Genomic DNA, 14440 nt, shown 5'->3' with positions numbered 1-14440 from the left:
CTCGACTTGCATGTATTAGGCACGCCGCCAGCGTTCGTCCTGAGCCAGGATCAAACTCTCCATAAAAGTGGTGAGTTGATTGCTCAACTGCTGGCGTTGATGTCTCCATCAACTTTCCAATTGCACAGAATGAACTGCGACTTTTTTATTACTATGAGATACTATGTATCTCTTCGTACGCTTGGCTTTTGTTCAGTTTTCAAAGAACTCGCATCGCTCATTGGCGACTTTTAAATATTATCAAACACCGAAGCGTTTGTCAACAAGTATTTTTTGGTGGGCCTGAGTGGACTCGAACCACCGACCTCACGCTTATCAGGCGTGCGCTCTAACCAGCTGAGCTACAGGCCCCAAAAAAGGCATAAAAAAAGTACGTTCTGCCAAATATAAAATTTGGAGCGGGTGATGAGAATCGAACTCACATCATCAGCTTGGAAGGCTGAGGTTTTACCACTAAACTACACCCGCACAATATTTAAGTAATAACGACCAAATAGTAAATGGTCGGGAAGACAGGATTTGAACCTGCGACCCCTTGGTCCCAAACCAAGTGCTCTACCAAGCTGAGCTACTTCCCGAAGCCTATTTAATAGAAAAGATAAGCGCGCCCGAGAGGAGTCGAACCTCTAACCGCTTGATTCGTAGTCAAGTACTCTATCCAGTTGAGCTACGGGCGCAAATGAAAACAATCATTGTGCAACCAGTTGAAGAACATTGGTTAGTGTGTCGCTCTTAACGACAAGTAATAATATATCACGTCCGACAAAAAGCATCAAGCGTTTTTTAAAAAAACTTAACAACTTTTAAGATGTCTTTTTATTCAATCAGTTTAAGTATAACAGCACCTCTTCATAAAAGGTGCTGTATACCTCCATCTCATAGTCCTTCATTCATGAAAATCTGTTCCAGAAAGAACTTCTTTTACATAGCCTGAACGAATTACAAAGTCCCCGAAGTGCTCGCCTTCCTTACGATGCTTTGCATAATCGACAATGATTGGCTTTAAGGTTTCTAAAATCTCTGCTTCACCAATGTTCTCTCGATACATCTTACTTAATCGCTGCCCAGCAAAACCTGCTCCGAGATATACATTATACTTACCTGGCGCTTTACCGATGAATCCAATCTCACCGAGGGCAGCCCGCGAACAGCCATTAGGGCATCCGGCCATCCGAATCACAATCTCCTCCTCACGCAAACCCGATTCCTCGAGCAATACTTCTATCTTAGATATCAAGGAAGGAAGATATCGTTCCGACTCTGCCATTGCCATGCCACAGGTAGGTAACGCTACACAAGACATTGAGCTTCTTCGAAGAGCAGAGTATTCTTTCCCATCTGTCAGTCCATATTGTTCGACTAGTTCATTAATTTTGCGTTTCTTATGGCTTGTTACATTACTGATGACAAGATTTTGATTTGCACTAATTCGGAAATCACCTGTATGAACCTTAGCAATTTCTCTTAAACCGGTCATTAATGGGTACTCTTTGGTATCCTCAATACGTCCATTTTGTATAAATAGAGTAAGGTGCCACTTTTTATTTGTTCCCTTTACCCAACCATAGCGATCACCATTATGGTCAAACTGGTATTCATGAGCCTCGGCCAGCTCGTAACCTAATCGGTTATGTAACTCTTGTTTAACCCAATCTAGACCTCTGGCATCAATAGTATATTTAAAACGAGCATATTTGCGCACGGAGCGATTTCCGTAGTCTCTTTGAATAGTAATGATCTTTTCGGCTACATCAAGCAGTTGATCCGGCGTACAATATCCAATGACACGCGATAATTGAGGATACGTATTTGTGTCGCCATGAGTCATGCCCATGCCTCCACCAACAGCTACATTAAATCCTTTTAGCTCTCCCTCTTCTACAATGGCAATAAACCCTAAATCTTGAGAATAAACATCCACATCATTAGAAGGCGGGATCGCAATTCCAATCTTAAATTTTCTAGGCAGATAGTATTTGCCGTACATTGGTTCTGTTTCTTCATCTGACTTACTGTCGACAACCTTTTCTTCGTCTAACCAAATTTCATGATAGGCACGAGTCCTTGGGGACAGGTAGTCACTTAGCTTACGGGACCAGTCATATACTTCTTGATGAATCTCTGATTGATATGGGTTTGGATTGCTCATCACGTTTCTGTTCACATCTCCACAGGCTGCAAGAGTGTCCATTAGCGAATCATTGATCTCTTTAATACTTTTTTTCATATTCCATTTAAGAATGCCATGCATTTGAAAAGCCTGCCTGGTGGTAAGCTTTAATGTTCCATTTCCATATTGAAGGGCCAATCGATCCATCGTTAGCCATTGATCTGGTGTAGCTACTCCACCTGGGGCTCTAACCCTTACCATGAATTGATAGGCTGGTTCTAATTTCTGTTGGCGGCGTTCATTACGAAGATCACGATCATCTTGTAAATAACTCCCATGGAACTTCATTAAACGGTTATCCCAATCCGGAATTCCTGCGGTTAAAGGATTATTTAATGTTTCAGCTAATGATCCGCGTAGATACTGGCTTTCTTCTTTGATTTGTTCAACATCACTTGGAGGTCCCTCCTGAGCATGAACACTATTTGTCTTCACCATCATAATCTCCTCCCATGCCTATCAATTAGTAGACGTCCCTCTGATACCGTTTTTGTTGCTGCAAATCTGCCAAATAAGCCTCTGCCTGATCTGAGCTTAGTCCACCTTCTGTTTGTAAGATTGAATGTAGGGTAGAATGCACATCATGCGCCATGTGCGTCTCATCTCCACACACATAGACTACCGCTCCAGCCTCTAGCCACTCGTACAACTCTTTGCTTTTTTCAAGCATACGGTGCTGTACATAGATCTTCTGTTCTTGATCACGAGAAAAGGCTACATCTAAGTTCGTTAATATTCCTTCCTCTATCCAACGCTGCCATTCAATTTGATAAAAGAAGTCTGTAACAAAATGCTGTTCTCCAAAGAACAGCCATGACTTCCCGCTTATATCTAACTCTTCTCGCTCTTCAATAAATGATCTAAATGGTGCAACTCCAGTTCCTGGTCCCACCATAATAATAGGCGTTTCTTCATTCGTTGGCAGCTTGAAATTTTGATTGCGTTGAATAAAGATTGGAACTGTGTCTCCAGGCTGTAATCGTTCAGCGCATTGAACAGAACAGACACCCTTCCTTTCACGACCATAAGAATCATATCTTAATGCACCAATCGTTAGATGAACTTCATCCGGATTTGCCTGATAACTACTAGCAATCGAGTACAAGCGCGGTGGTATTTTCCTGAGAATCGAAGTAAATTCAACCTCGTCTGCTTTCCAAGGACCATGATCACGTATCAAATCAAGTAAATCTCGACCAGTAAGATAGCTTCTTAATTCATCTTCCTTACCAGTTTCAAGTAACGCTTTTAATTCATCTTTAGACGAGAGCTGTGCCGCTTTTTCTAATAAGGGCTTTGTTAAAACCGTAATTTCAAAATGAGAAATTAACGCCTCTCGTAATGTCTGAACGTCTCCTTGCTTATTCACTTGAATGGAGGCATTGGGATCCCAACTCGTTTCCTCTATTAAAAGGTCTACTAATAAGTGATCATTCTCGGGGTATATACCTAAACTATCACCAGGCTCAAACGTAAGACCTGATCCCTCTAATGATAGCTCCAAATGTCTAGTTTCCTTATTTGAGCCACGTCCATTAAGATTGATGTTCTCTAAAACCTCTGCTTTAAATGGATTCGTTCTAGAATAACTCGATTGATTTCCTTCAGACGTTGGGCTAACTGTTGAAGATGGAACACCGATAGGACTCTCTTCAAGTGTTTCACTCAGCCCAGATAAGATACCTTCTATCCACTCTGTTGCATCTTCACTGAAATCTACATCACAATCTACCCGTGGATATAGACGATTACCCCCTAATTCCTCCAGTCGATGATCAATATCCTTCCCCGTTTGACAAAAGAATTCATAGGATGTATCGCCAAGAGCTAGCACGGAGTAATTCACATCGTTTAGCTTAGGAGCCTTTCTTCCGTGTAAAAATTCAAAGAATGATAGAGCGTTGTCCGGCGGATCCCCTTCTCCATGAGTACTAACAATAATCAATAAGTTTTGAATATTTTTTAGATCTTTTGTTTTAAAGTCATTCATTGAAGAGACCTTCACTTGAAATCCATTGTTCTCAAGCTTAGGAGCATATTCCTCGGCCAAGTTTTGTCCGTTTCCCGTCTGCGAACCAAATAAAATGGTTACTTCCTTTATTTTTTGATCTACCGACGGAGCAGAATGAACAGTAGGTTCAGTCCCCTCATTTGAAGATGGAGATACTTCAGTTTGACTAGCAGCAAGATATCCACTAATCCAGATCTTCTGTTCAGTCGTTAAAGTAGGAAGTAATAGATTCAGTAGGTCGGCTTGTTCTTTAGTAAAAGGACTATTTTGACTATGAAGCTGCAACGATATCCACCTCACAAAGCGATGATTTTTGCCATCTTATTTTATTATCATTATTTTATAGAAAGTTTTACTTTGTACTATTCTTAATTTACTACCTCATCCTAACTTTATAAAACCTATGTGTCAAATAGGATTTAACGTTTTCTTTCCTTCTCTAAAGGTCTATTTTTTGATAGCGTTGCATTCCTATTTATTCTCCATAAGCCCCTTCAACACCTAGTAATACAGCTTATTCTTTTGAAACCACACATTCAGGCTGCACCGTCAAATTGTGTATCCTTCGAGCGTGGGGCAACCTATCCCCAACAAACCCTTCTCTTATAAAACTTTTGCATAAGTACTATTTACATCTTTAATAAAGAAGAATCTACTTAGATTCTTTTAAACAAAAAAAACCGTTCTAGAAGATACGGTTTTCCTCATTCGTATTTGTTTGGTTTATGATTCATTCATCTTCTAGTTTTGTCTGCTCATGTTGATCAGCAACATCACCAATGGTTCTAAGCTGCAGATATTCTTCCATTTTCTTTTCTGATTCTTTCATTACTGCTTCGATTAGACAACCAGGGCCATTACTATCACACCCTTTAAACAAAGGCGTGTTCCCCTCAATCGCTTGGATTATATTCAAGAAGGAGATTTCATACTTGTCACGACTTAAACGATATCCACCTTGGGCCCCTGAATAGGATTCGACAAGTCCATACTTCGTAAGCTTCGTTAATATTTTTGACAAGTACGTTGGAGAAACCAATTGATGTTTAGCTAGTTCTTGCACACCTACTACAGGATTATCTTTTTGCGTGGCAAGATAAAGCATAGTATGTAACGCATAATTCGTTCCTTTTGAATAATTCATTTTGTTTTATCACCTACGTTATGATTCATTAGTTAAAATTATTATCTCAGCAGGATGAAACTACGTCAATAAAGCCAAGATATAAAGATTGCATATTATATAGAACCGCCTTATTATAGATATAAAGTATCTTTAATATACATGAAAGAAGGAGATTTTATGTCAGCAGATAGAATTCGAACAAACTCTATTTTTGATTGTGCCATCATTGGAGGTGGCCCAGCAGGCCTTAGCGCTGCTCTTGTATTAGGTAGAGCTCGCAGAAATATTCTTTTATTTGATGATAATAGCAACAGAAATCAAGTTACACATGAATCACATGGCTTTATCACACGAGATGGCACATCTCCATCTGAATTCAGAAAAATTGGCAGACAAGAATTAGCTACGTATCCTTCCATTACATCAATAGCTCATACGGTTACAAGTATTACCTTTATCGAAGATGGCTCCTATTTTAACGTTGTGACTAAGGATGAACAAACATTTCATGCAAAGAAAATACTCTTGGCCGTTGGATTTAAAGAATCTCTACCATCTATTGAAGGAATATCAACCTTATACGGAAAAAGCCTTTTTAATTGTCCTTATTGTGATGGGTGGGAGCTGAGAGACCAACCGCTCATCATCATTAATGATTCAGAACATGCTGCGCACTTGGCGAAAATAGTATTTAATTGGTCTAAGGATTTGGTCTTAGCTACAAATGGAACGGAGATATCCTCAGAAAATCGAGCGCTACTCGAGAATAAAGGCATTACGATCACGACGGAGAAAATAAGAAGGCTTCATGGTGAATACGGTCAACTGTCGGAGGTCGAGTTTGAGTCAGGTGTAATCATTAAGCGTTCAGGTGGCTTTGTTAATCCCACTTTTCTTTTTAATCCATTACGAGATGAATTAGGCTGCGACTTTACTGAAAGCGGGGCATTAGTTGTGGATGAATTCGGAAGAACCTCTAAGGAGCACATTTATGCGGCAGGTGATGCAATAAGCCCTGCTTACTCTCAGTTAATCGTCTCTGCTGCATCAGGAAACAAAGCGGCTGTGGCTTTGAATGCTGATCTTACAAATGAAGAATTTCAATAAGAAATTGAGTGGAGTTTAGTATAGTCATTCGTCTGCTTTACTCTAAACAAGCGGGCAAAAAAGGGCCTAACCATGATATGTCTGACGACGTCATGGTTAGGCCCTTCATTCTGTGATTTAAAAATATGTTACCCAATTAACACATGATCCTCTGGATAACCCAACTTCGATTTTCGGCTCTTTTTTGCAAGAGCATAGGCTAGCGTTAAAGGTCCCAGTCTTCCAATAAACATCGTTATGGCTACAATCACTTTCCCAGTAGACGTAAGTTCGCTTGTAAGTCCCATTGATAAACCTGTTGTGCTAAAGGCCGAGGTGGCTTCAAATAATACTTCAAGAAAATGATCTTCATACATACCTTCAGTGACTGTTAACATTAATGAGACAGCAAGTACACAAGCTATTGAACTGACAACGACCGCTAAGGCGCGCATGATAATATCCATCGATATTTTGCGGTCAAACGCATGGATCTGTCCGCCCCCGCGGAATGTGTTAATCGTTGCTAAGATTAACACAAAGAAAGTCGTTGTTTTTATGCCGCCTCCAGTTCCTCCTGAGGAAGCACCAATAAACATCAGGATGATAATTAATAACTGAGACGATGATAACATGCTGTTAATATCTAAAGTATTAAACCCTGCACTTCTTGGGGTAGCACTTTGAAAAAACGCCGCCCAGCCTCTCTCGCTCCAACTCAATTGAGCAAATGTGGCTGGATTAAAACTCTCAAGTAACAGCAACAGAACAAACCCAACACCCAATAATATGGCTGAGCTAAGTAAAACAATCTTCGTATGAAGCGAAAACTTCTTCCATGTGCGCTTTCTGAATAACTCCACAATCACGATGTAACCCAGTCCACCAGAAACAAACAGGGTGATAATGACTATATTCACAACCGGGTCACCAATATAAGAGGATAAGCCGTCTGACCATAAAGCAAATCCAGCATTATTAAAAGCAGAGACAGAGTGAAAAACAGCGTTATATGCTGCCTGCCCCCAGCCCATCTCGCCTGCCCAGCGAAAGGTTAAGATAACAGACGCGATGGCTTCAAATGCAAAAGCAATACAAAAAATGTATAGGCATAGTTTTACAAGCCCTGATGTTGACTTGGATTGAGTCGTTTGTTGAATAATTAATCTTTGTTTTAACCCAATTTTCTTTCCAAGCAAAATGGCTAAAATGACACCCATGGTCATGAATCCTAATCCACCTATTTGAATGAGGACAGCAATGACAATCTGACCAAAAACAGAATAAACCGTTCCTGTATCCACAACCACCAAGCCATTTACACATACAGCTGATGTTGCTGTAAAAAACGCATCAAGTAACCCGACTGACAATCCACTTGCCGCTGACATAGGGAGAGATAAAAGGACGGTCCCAATAAAAATCAACAATAGAAAAATCAGCATGATAAACTGAGGCGGGCTCATACGGTTTGTCAGCTGATTTACGTTAATTTTTATAAACTTATGATTCCTATGCCTATTCATACTTGCGTTCCAGCTCATTAATTTCTTCACTCGAACCAATCAGAAGCAGGGTATCACCGGTTTGAATGGTGTCTTCTGCTCGAGGAGAAATATTAATTTCTTCATCTGAACGAATAGCCATAACATTACATCCATATTTTGCACGAATGTCTAGCTGTTGAAGGGTTAATCCATTCATCGCTTTAGGAGCCTTCATCTCAACCAAATGGTAGTGAGGAGATAGTTCAATATAATCAATAAGGTTATCAGAGCTTAATTGTCTACCAAGGCGGATTCCCATGTCACGCTCCGGATAAACAATTTGATCAGCACCAATTTTAGTTAAGACCTTGCCATGCATAATATTTCTAGCTTTAACGGTCACTTTAGGGATCTGCATCTCTTTTAGAAGAAGGGTCGTAAGAATACTGGCTTGTAGGTTCTCACCTATCGCTACAATGCCATGACTGAAATTCCCAGCACCTAACTCTTTTAAGACAGACTCGTCTGTCGAATCGGCTTGAATAGCATGAGTAGCAATCTCAGCCATTTCTTGAACAAGGCTTATATCCTTATCCACTGCGAGAACTTCATGTCCAGCTTCAACCAATGTTTTAGTTAAACTACTGCCAAAACGACCTAGCCCAATAACAATGAATTGCTTCTTCAAGACCGTTCTCCTCCTATATCCCTTACAAGCGACTACTTACTAACAGGAACGATGTGCAAATCAATATCGCCCATCTTACTAACAAGACGATTAACAAAATCACCTTTTTTTAATAGCTCCCACCTTGATTGGCTGCATTGTCCAATGACAAGCTGTGTGATCTGATTCTCCCGCGCTTTATCCAAAATAATCTGTGGCAATTTATCCTGGCCATTATATGTCTGGAATATAGAGCTCATACGATTATCATCGACCAATTTTTGACATCCTAATCGGTCTAATTGATCTTTGTATTCTTGTTCTTTCTCTGATTGTCCACTTAGATACAATATACATAATGGCGAATCGAACATTTGTGATAGCTCGACACCTCTTTTTAGTAGAGGATCCCCGCTTTGATTTTCTGAAATATGACAAACCATTATTTTTTCTTCCATGTTCATTATATTAAACCTCCTTATTAAATCCTAACAGCACAAAAAAAACTCCAAGAAAAGAGAGCTTCATCTAGGAGCCTTACACATCAGCACCGATTATTCTCTCTCAAAACGCATACGAGGTTAGCTGTCGGATTCGGACTTGAGAGTGCCCGTTATATGGAGCCAAAGCTCTCATACAATTCACCCCAGAGACCATTCATGGTCTTCATTGGTTCCCCCACTATTTCAGCTGAAATATTCTGCGTTTCTTCAGTTAAATACTAATTCTAAAAATGATCATACGCCTCTTATTCGAATAAATAAAGCTTTTTTTTATATTTTTTTTAACGAAGACTAAAGGAAAATAATGTATAATCATAAGTATACTTTTTATTGAATATAAATTGGAGGCGAATATCATGTTCACAATCGAGGCGATTGGCACGGTATCAAACAAAAGGAGAGAAATAGAAGATGATAACTGGGGTTCAGTTCAATCAACCATTTTGGTTAATGATTCATTTTCAGAGGAATCCTTAGCAGGAGTGGAAACATTCTCACATCTTGAAGTACTCTTTTATTTTCATAAAGTCAAAGAAGAAAAAATAATGAAGGGTGCCAGACATCCGAGGAATAACCCTGCCTTACCCTTAGTTGGGATCTTTGCACAAAGAGGTAAAAACAGACCAAACCGTTTGGGTCTTACCACGGTTAAGCTCATCAGTAGACAGGGGAAGTGTTTAGTTGTAGAAGGATTAGATTGTATTGATGGAACACCGATCATCGACATCAAGCCTGTAATGAAAGAGTTTCTCCCACACGGGCCGGTTATTCAGCCCGAATGGTCTCACGATTTAATGAAAGAATATTGGAGCAAAAAGTAGGCTGTCAGACTAATAGATAGCCTGCTCCCCCGTTAAAATTGAGAGTAAATAAAAGACCATAAAAATGATGATTGTAATAATGGCTGAGGAAAGCGCCCATTTTTTTATACTAGGTTCTAATCCAAACAATGTATCAAGAACTCCATTAAGAGCAAATACCAACACATACAAACCACCTATCGGAATAATGGGTAGAAGATATAGAGCCATCAAGATCCTCCTCTTCACACTGGAATAAATTACATATACATCCATTATAACATAATCACACTAAGTCTCTATACACTCTTTTTACAGCTATCAAAAGCCGTAAAAGTTCATTCTTACGGCTCTTCTTTAAGTAAATCCATTAAGACTCTCTCCCGATTTTGAAGAAAAGTATGCGTAAGTTGATAATGATCTGTCATTTCATAGGATACACGTGAGATTTTCTCATGATCAAAACTGAGGATATCTGCATCTGGATAGCCTAGCAAAATGGGAGAATGCGTCGCAATGATAAATTGAGCCTGGCCTTTTGTAGCTAGATCATGAATCACTTTTATGAAAGCTAATTGCCTTGCTGGTGATAAGGCTGCCTCGGGCTCATCCAAAAGATACAGAGCTTTGCCGCCTTTAAAACGATTCATGAATAATGATAGAAATGATTCTCCGTGAGACTGGTGGTGTAAAGATTTACCTCCGTACAATTGATATTGATAGGATGGGTCATCTCGCTTTAACTCATCAAGATGATTAGCAAATTGATAAAATGATTCGGCCCTGAGGAAAAACCCATTGGTCACTTTAGGTAGCCAAGCAAGTCGTATATACTCACCAAGAACGGATTCAGATGCGTGTAGTTGATAACTGTTGTTCCGTCCGCCACCTGCCATATTAAACTCACATTTATCTGCAATCGCTTCAAGTAGAGTTGACTTACCTGAACCATTTTCACCCACAAAAAAAGTAACAGCCTTGTCTAATTCTAGCTCATGAAGATGCTTAACAGAAGGAATAGAGAAGGGATATGATTGATAGGATGAAACCTTATCACGCAAAAGTGTAATTCTTTTTAGGTACATGATTATCACCTTACCTTTTTCATACGATTAGTATGGAACATCATCTATCTTAATCTGCGTGGCCGAACCTGTTTCCCAGTCTTGCCGAATCATCGCATAACACAGAGAATCCATGACACTCCCATCATCATTCTCCCAAGAATCTCTTAAATATCCTTCTTTCACAAAACCACTTTGGCTAAATATTTTTCTCATGGCTACGTTATCTACTCGTGTAAAAGCCTCAATCCGAATAACCGTGTCCGATCGTTGAAATAGTGTCTGGGCTACCCATTCTAACGTCTTCACTCCAATGCCTTTTCCCCTTGCACTCTCAGTCAGTCGAATATCATAAAGAAGCGGAATCGAATCTGACACATCCCCTAACATGACCAACCCCACCGCCTCTCCACCCTCAATGATCCAGTAGGTTTCTCTGTCATCTGTAAACCAACCTGACTCAAATCTCTTTCGAATCTCACGTTCGGATGGGCTAGGATCGGCATGAAACGTCCAATGAGACGTTGTATAGAGTTTTATGAGGTCATCCAGTTCGTTACTGAGCCTTTTATAGGTAATATCCACAAACAATCTTCCTTCCCTTTTTCATTTCATTATATATCTAGAGTCGTTGGAATTATATTGAATATCGAGTTTTCTATTATAATAGCTCATACATCTATTAAAAAAGCCTGAAAATCCTATACGGACTTTCAGGCTTTCGTTTAGTTATGATGACTAAATTGACATTCCATTAAATGTTTTGCTTGTGGCCCGACGAATTAGATGATGGTTCACAATGTGACTCTTAGGTGATGCCTTAGGATCCAGTATACACTGACGAAGCATTTGAGCTGCTTTGTATCCTAGCTCATGAATATGAATATCAAGTGTTGTAAGCGGAGGTGTTGAGAGTTTGGACATCAACACATTATTAAAACTAACAACAGACATGTCATCTGGAACAGAGACGTTCATACTGAAAAGCATTCGCAGAACACCTAACGCCATTAAATCATCGGTGACGATCATTGCTGAGGGCGGATTCTTTTGTGACATAAGCTCGATAACGGCTTTTTCACCACCTTCAAAGATTTCATCATGGTACACCAATAGTGATTCGTCAATCTGAATTCCAGAAGCTTCAAGCGCTTCAATGTACCCGTTTTTCCGATCAATCGTTACAAAAGCATCTTGGCGGCCACCTACAAAAGCAATCCGTTCGTGCTTTAACAGTAATAGGTACTCTGTAACCATCTTAGCTGCCTTTACATTGTCATTGTTCACAAAGAAGACCGATTCTTTCAGCTGCTCTGGCGGCTGTCCAACTACAACAAAAGGAAACGATCGGTCCAGAAGGAAATCAATGACTGGATCTGCTACGGTTGAATAAAGTAATATAATGCCATCGACTCGGCGACTGTACACCATCTCTTTTACTTCTTCCAAGATATCCAGATCTGTTTGACTAGTAGACAAGTACAATCCGTACCTTTGTTCATTAGCCTGAGTCGTAATACCTCTAAGAACCTCCGGGAAAAAAGGATTATGAAACGGAGCATAGGTTGCACTTGGCATAATGACCCCGATCACATTCGTATGGTTATTCACCAAATTTCTCGCATTAACATTTGGGTAATAGCCGAGTTCTTCCATAACCGCTCGTACCTTTTCTTTTGTTTTCGTACTGATCGTTGAATGATTAGCAATAACCCTAGAGACCGTAGATGGGGCTACATTTGCTTTTCTTGCTACGTCTTTTATGGTTATGGTCACGTGCATTCCACCCTTTACATACAAACGTTCATAAACCTATTCTTTTATAATGAATTATTAGGTAAGCCTTTGTCTATAGCTCCATTGGTAAATGTCTTAAGACTTGTATACTCTCGCTTCAAATGGAAGAAGTTGATTAGCCTTATAATCCTCATAGTTACCAAGTACACACTCACCAGGATTCGTATAATCGATTTCCTTTGACTCCTCTGATAGATTCACAATGATTGTATACGTTTCCTCGTCTCCACACCGTTTATACATATACACTTGCTCATCATTAAGCTCACAAAGTTCATAGGCACCATAGATTAGTGTTTCAGAGTGTTTTCGTAACTCAATCATCGTTTTGTAATAAGCCAAAATCGATGTTTTATCTTCTAGCTGCGATTGCACGTTAATATCTTTGAAATTAGGATTTACTTTTAACCAAGTCTGATTAGCCGTACTAAATCCACCATTCTTTTCATTCGTCCATTGCATCGGTGTCCGAGAGTTATCACGGCCTTGACTCCAAATAACCTCCATTAATTCCGCGTGAGGTCTGCCTTTACTACGTTCTTGCTCGTAATAATTCCGCATAGACACATCATCATAATCTTCTATCGCAGGGAACTGTACATTTGTCATACCTATTTCTTGACCTTGATAGATAAAAGGTGTGCCCTTCATAAAGAAATAAAGTGTGCCGAGTGCTTTTGCGCACGCCTCCCAATAATTCGTATCATTGCCCCAAGATGATACAGAGCGCGGCTGGTCATGGTTTTCGATAAAAAGAGCATTCCACCCTAATCCTTCAAGGCCATATTGCCACTTTGTTAGAGCTTCCTTTAATGCGGGTACATCTAATTTCTGTTCAGCGTCTTTATTCCAAAGGCCTAGATGCTCAAACTGAAAGACCATATCAAAAACTCCATCGTTCTCTCCTACCCATGCACGTACATCATCAGGATCTTCCATACTTACACCGTTTGCCTCACCAACCGTCATTACATCATAATGATCCAATGTTTCTTGCTTCATTTCCTGTAAAAACGTTTGGATACCTGGACGATTCATATGTCCATCAAAAGACTCAACAAAGGGATCTGAAGTTTCATTCGGCAAATCAGGTAAACCTTCAATTTTCTTTATATGGCTAATCGCATCTACCCTAAAGCCATCGATCCCTTTATCTAGCCACCAATTCATGGTTTCGTACAAGACATCACGAACATCTTTATTTTCCCAGTTAACATCTGGTTGCTTTTTCGAGAAAATGTGAAGATAATACTGTTTCGTTTGCTCATCCCATTCCCAAGCAGATCCATTAAAGATGGACGCCCAGTTATTAGGCTCTGACCCATCCTCTTTTGCATCTCTCCATATATACCAATCTCGTTTTTCACTCGTAATAGATGATCTTGATTCAACAAACCATTCATGCTCATCTGACGTATGATTGATAACTAAATCGATGATGATTTTCATGCCCCGTAGGTGAACCTCTTCTAATAGTTGATTAAAGTCCTCCATCGTACCGAACTCATCCATTATGGCTTTGTAATCACGAATATCATACCCATTATCATCATTAGGCGAGTCGTACATTGGACTCATCCAGATTACGTCAATTCCCATCCATTTGAGGTAATCTAGCTTTTCAATGACCCCTTTTAAATCTCCAATTCCATCTCCATTTTGATCATAGAAACTGCGTGGATACACTTGATAGCATACGGCTTCTTTCCACCATTGTTTGTTCATATAT

General features: G+C 39.8%; 13 protein-coding genes, 4 tRNA genes, 1 rRNA gene and 1 riboswitch. Of the genes, 2 read left to right on the top strand and 16 right to left on the bottom strand.

The window, feature by feature from the left end; all coding sequences use genetic code 11:
- The 8 genes from J2S05_RS17880 to J2S05_RS17845 form a co-directional block, all read right to left on the bottom strand.
- Nucleotides 1-66, bottom strand: a 16S ribosomal RNA gene (locus J2S05_RS17880); the annotation flags it as partial.
- Between the two features lie 208 nt (nt 67-274).
- Nucleotides 275-351: transfer RNA gene (locus tag J2S05_RS17875), tRNA-Ile, on the bottom strand.
- Nucleotides 352-394: 43 nt separating this feature from the next.
- Nucleotides 395-468 (bottom strand) — tRNA-Gly (locus J2S05_RS17870).
- A gap of 33 nt (nt 469-501) precedes the next feature.
- Nucleotides 502-578: transfer RNA gene (locus J2S05_RS17865), tRNA-Pro, on the bottom strand.
- A 25-nt stretch (nt 579-603) separates the two neighbouring features.
- Nucleotides 604-677, bottom strand: a tRNA-Arg gene (locus J2S05_RS17860).
- 209 nt (nt 678-886) lie between these two features.
- A complete protein-coding gene (gene cysI / locus J2S05_RS17855; RefSeq protein WP_306985231.1) occupies nt 887-2608 on the bottom strand; it encodes an assimilatory sulfite reductase (NADPH) hemoprotein subunit in 1722 nt (573 codons plus the stop codon).
- 25 nt (nt 2609-2633) lie between these two features.
- Entirely contained in the window at nt 2634-4466 is a 1833-nt protein-coding gene (locus tag J2S05_RS17850) for an assimilatory sulfite reductase (NADPH) flavoprotein subunit (protein WP_306985212.1), read from the bottom strand.
- A 445-nt stretch (nt 4467-4911) separates the two neighbouring features.
- Nucleotides 4912-5325 carry an Rrf2 family transcriptional regulator gene (locus J2S05_RS17845; RefSeq protein ID WP_306985211.1) on the bottom strand — a complete coding sequence of 138 codons (414 nt, stop codon included), beginning with the start codon at nt 5323-5325 and terminating at the stop codon, nt 4912-4914.
- Between the two features lie 159 nt (nt 5326-5484).
- Here J2S05_RS17845 and J2S05_RS17840 point away from each other — a divergent pair, with 159 nt between their 5' ends.
- Entirely contained in the window at nt 5485-6414 is a 930-nt protein-coding gene (locus J2S05_RS17840; protein WP_306985209.1) for an NAD(P)/FAD-dependent oxidoreductase, read from the top strand.
- Nucleotides 6415-6542: 128 nt separating this feature from the next.
- Here the strand turns inward: J2S05_RS17840 and J2S05_RS17835 are convergent, their stop codons facing one another.
- Genes J2S05_RS17835 through J2S05_RS17825 form a run of 3 tightly spaced genes read right to left on the bottom strand, consistent with a single transcriptional unit; the run spans nt 6543 to nt 9011 of the window.
- Nucleotides 6543-7919, bottom strand: a complete 1377-nt coding sequence (locus tag J2S05_RS17835) for a TrkH family potassium uptake protein (RefSeq protein ID WP_306985208.1) — start codon at nt 7917-7919, stop codon at nt 6543-6545.
- Nucleotides 7912-8568 carry a potassium channel family protein gene (locus tag J2S05_RS17830; protein ID WP_306985207.1) on the bottom strand — a complete coding sequence of 219 codons (657 nt, stop codon included), beginning with the start codon at nt 8566-8568 and terminating at the stop codon, nt 7912-7914. Before J2S05_RS17830 ends, J2S05_RS17835 begins: the two co-directional genes overlap by 8 nt.
- 32 nt (nt 8569-8600) lie before the next feature.
- Nucleotides 8601-9011 (bottom strand): adenine nucleotide alpha hydrolase family protein, encoded by a 411-nt coding sequence (locus tag J2S05_RS17825; protein WP_306985205.1) that lies wholly within the window; start codon nt 9009-9011, stop codon nt 8601-8603.
- Between the two features lie 90 nt (nt 9012-9101).
- Nucleotides 9102-9262, bottom strand: a riboswitch (cyclic di-AMP (ydaO/yuaA leader).
- A gap of 144 nt (nt 9263-9406) precedes the next feature.
- On the opposite strand from J2S05_RS17825, the gene J2S05_RS17820 reads away from it, so the two are divergent.
- Nucleotides 9407-9871 (top strand): SAM-dependent methyltransferase, encoded by a 465-nt coding sequence (locus tag J2S05_RS17820; protein ID WP_306985204.1) that lies wholly within the window; start codon nt 9407-9409, stop codon nt 9869-9871.
- Between the two features lie 9 nt (nt 9872-9880).
- On the opposite strand, the gene J2S05_RS17815 is transcribed toward J2S05_RS17820, so the two are convergent.
- From J2S05_RS17815 to J2S05_RS17795, 5 genes are all read right to left on the bottom strand, one after another.
- The gene (locus J2S05_RS17815) at nt 9881-10081 is read right to left on the bottom strand and encodes a hypothetical protein (RefSeq protein ID WP_306985202.1); all 201 of its coding nucleotides are present in this window, start codon (nt 10079-10081) and stop codon (nt 9881-9883) included.
- A 113-nt stretch (nt 10082-10194) separates the two neighbouring features.
- Nucleotides 10195-10935, bottom strand: coding sequence for an AAA family ATPase (locus J2S05_RS17810; protein ID WP_306985200.1), 741 nt, complete (start codon nt 10933-10935; stop codon nt 10195-10197).
- 27 nt (nt 10936-10962) lie between these two features.
- Nucleotides 10963-11499, bottom strand: a complete 537-nt coding sequence (locus J2S05_RS17805; protein ID WP_306985197.1) for a GNAT family N-acetyltransferase — start codon at nt 11497-11499, stop codon at nt 10963-10965.
- A 153-nt stretch (nt 11500-11652) separates the two neighbouring features.
- The gene (locus tag J2S05_RS17800) at nt 11653-12690 is read right to left on the bottom strand and encodes a LacI family DNA-binding transcriptional regulator (RefSeq protein ID WP_306985195.1); all 1038 of its coding nucleotides are present in this window, start codon (nt 12688-12690) and stop codon (nt 11653-11655) included.
- 96 nt (nt 12691-12786) lie between these two features.
- Nucleotides 12787-14436, bottom strand: a complete 1650-nt coding sequence (locus J2S05_RS17795; protein WP_306985194.1) for a glycoside hydrolase family 13 protein — start codon at nt 14434-14436, stop codon at nt 12787-12789.
- Nucleotides 14437-14440 lie beyond the last annotated feature (4 nt).

This window comes from Alkalicoccobacillus murimartini (assembly GCF_030813245.1).
GTDB classification, from domain to species: Bacteria; Bacillota; Bacilli; order Bacillales; family Bacillaceae_D; genus Alkalicoccobacillus; species Alkalicoccobacillus murimartini.
This window is presented reverse-complemented; position numbering and strand designations above follow the sequence as displayed.

Coding starts and splice junctions, on each gene's coding strand:
- cysI (WP_306985231.1), bottom strand. CDS start 2,608: ATGGTGAAGACAAATAGTGTTCATGCTCAGGAGGGACCTCCAAGTGAT.
- J2S05_RS17845 (WP_306985211.1), bottom strand. CDS start 5,325: ATGAATTATTCAAAAGGAACGAATTATGCGTTACATACTATGCTTTAT.
- J2S05_RS17840 (WP_306985209.1), top strand. CDS start 5,485: ATGTCAGCAGATAGAATTCGAACAAACTCTATTTTTGATTGTGCCATC.
- J2S05_RS17835 (WP_306985208.1), bottom strand. CDS start 7,919: ATGAATAGGCATAGGAATCATAAGTTTATAAAAATTAACGTAAATCAG.
- J2S05_RS17825 (WP_306985205.1), bottom strand. CDS start 9,011: ATGAACATGGAAGAAAAAATAATGGTTTGTCATATTTCAGAAAATCAA.
- J2S05_RS17820 (WP_306985204.1), top strand. CDS start 9,407: ATGTTCACAATCGAGGCGATTGGCACGGTATCAAACAAAAGGAGAGAA.
- J2S05_RS17815 (WP_306985202.1), bottom strand. CDS start 10,081: ATGGCTCTATATCTTCTACCCATTATTCCGATAGGTGGTTTGTATGTG.
- J2S05_RS17810 (WP_306985200.1), bottom strand. CDS start 10,935: ATGTACCTAAAAAGAATTACACTTTTGCGTGATAAGGTTTCATCCTAT.
- J2S05_RS17795 (WP_306985194.1), bottom strand. CDS start 14,436: ATGAACAAACAATGGTGGAAAGAAGCCGTATGCTATCAAGTGTATCCA.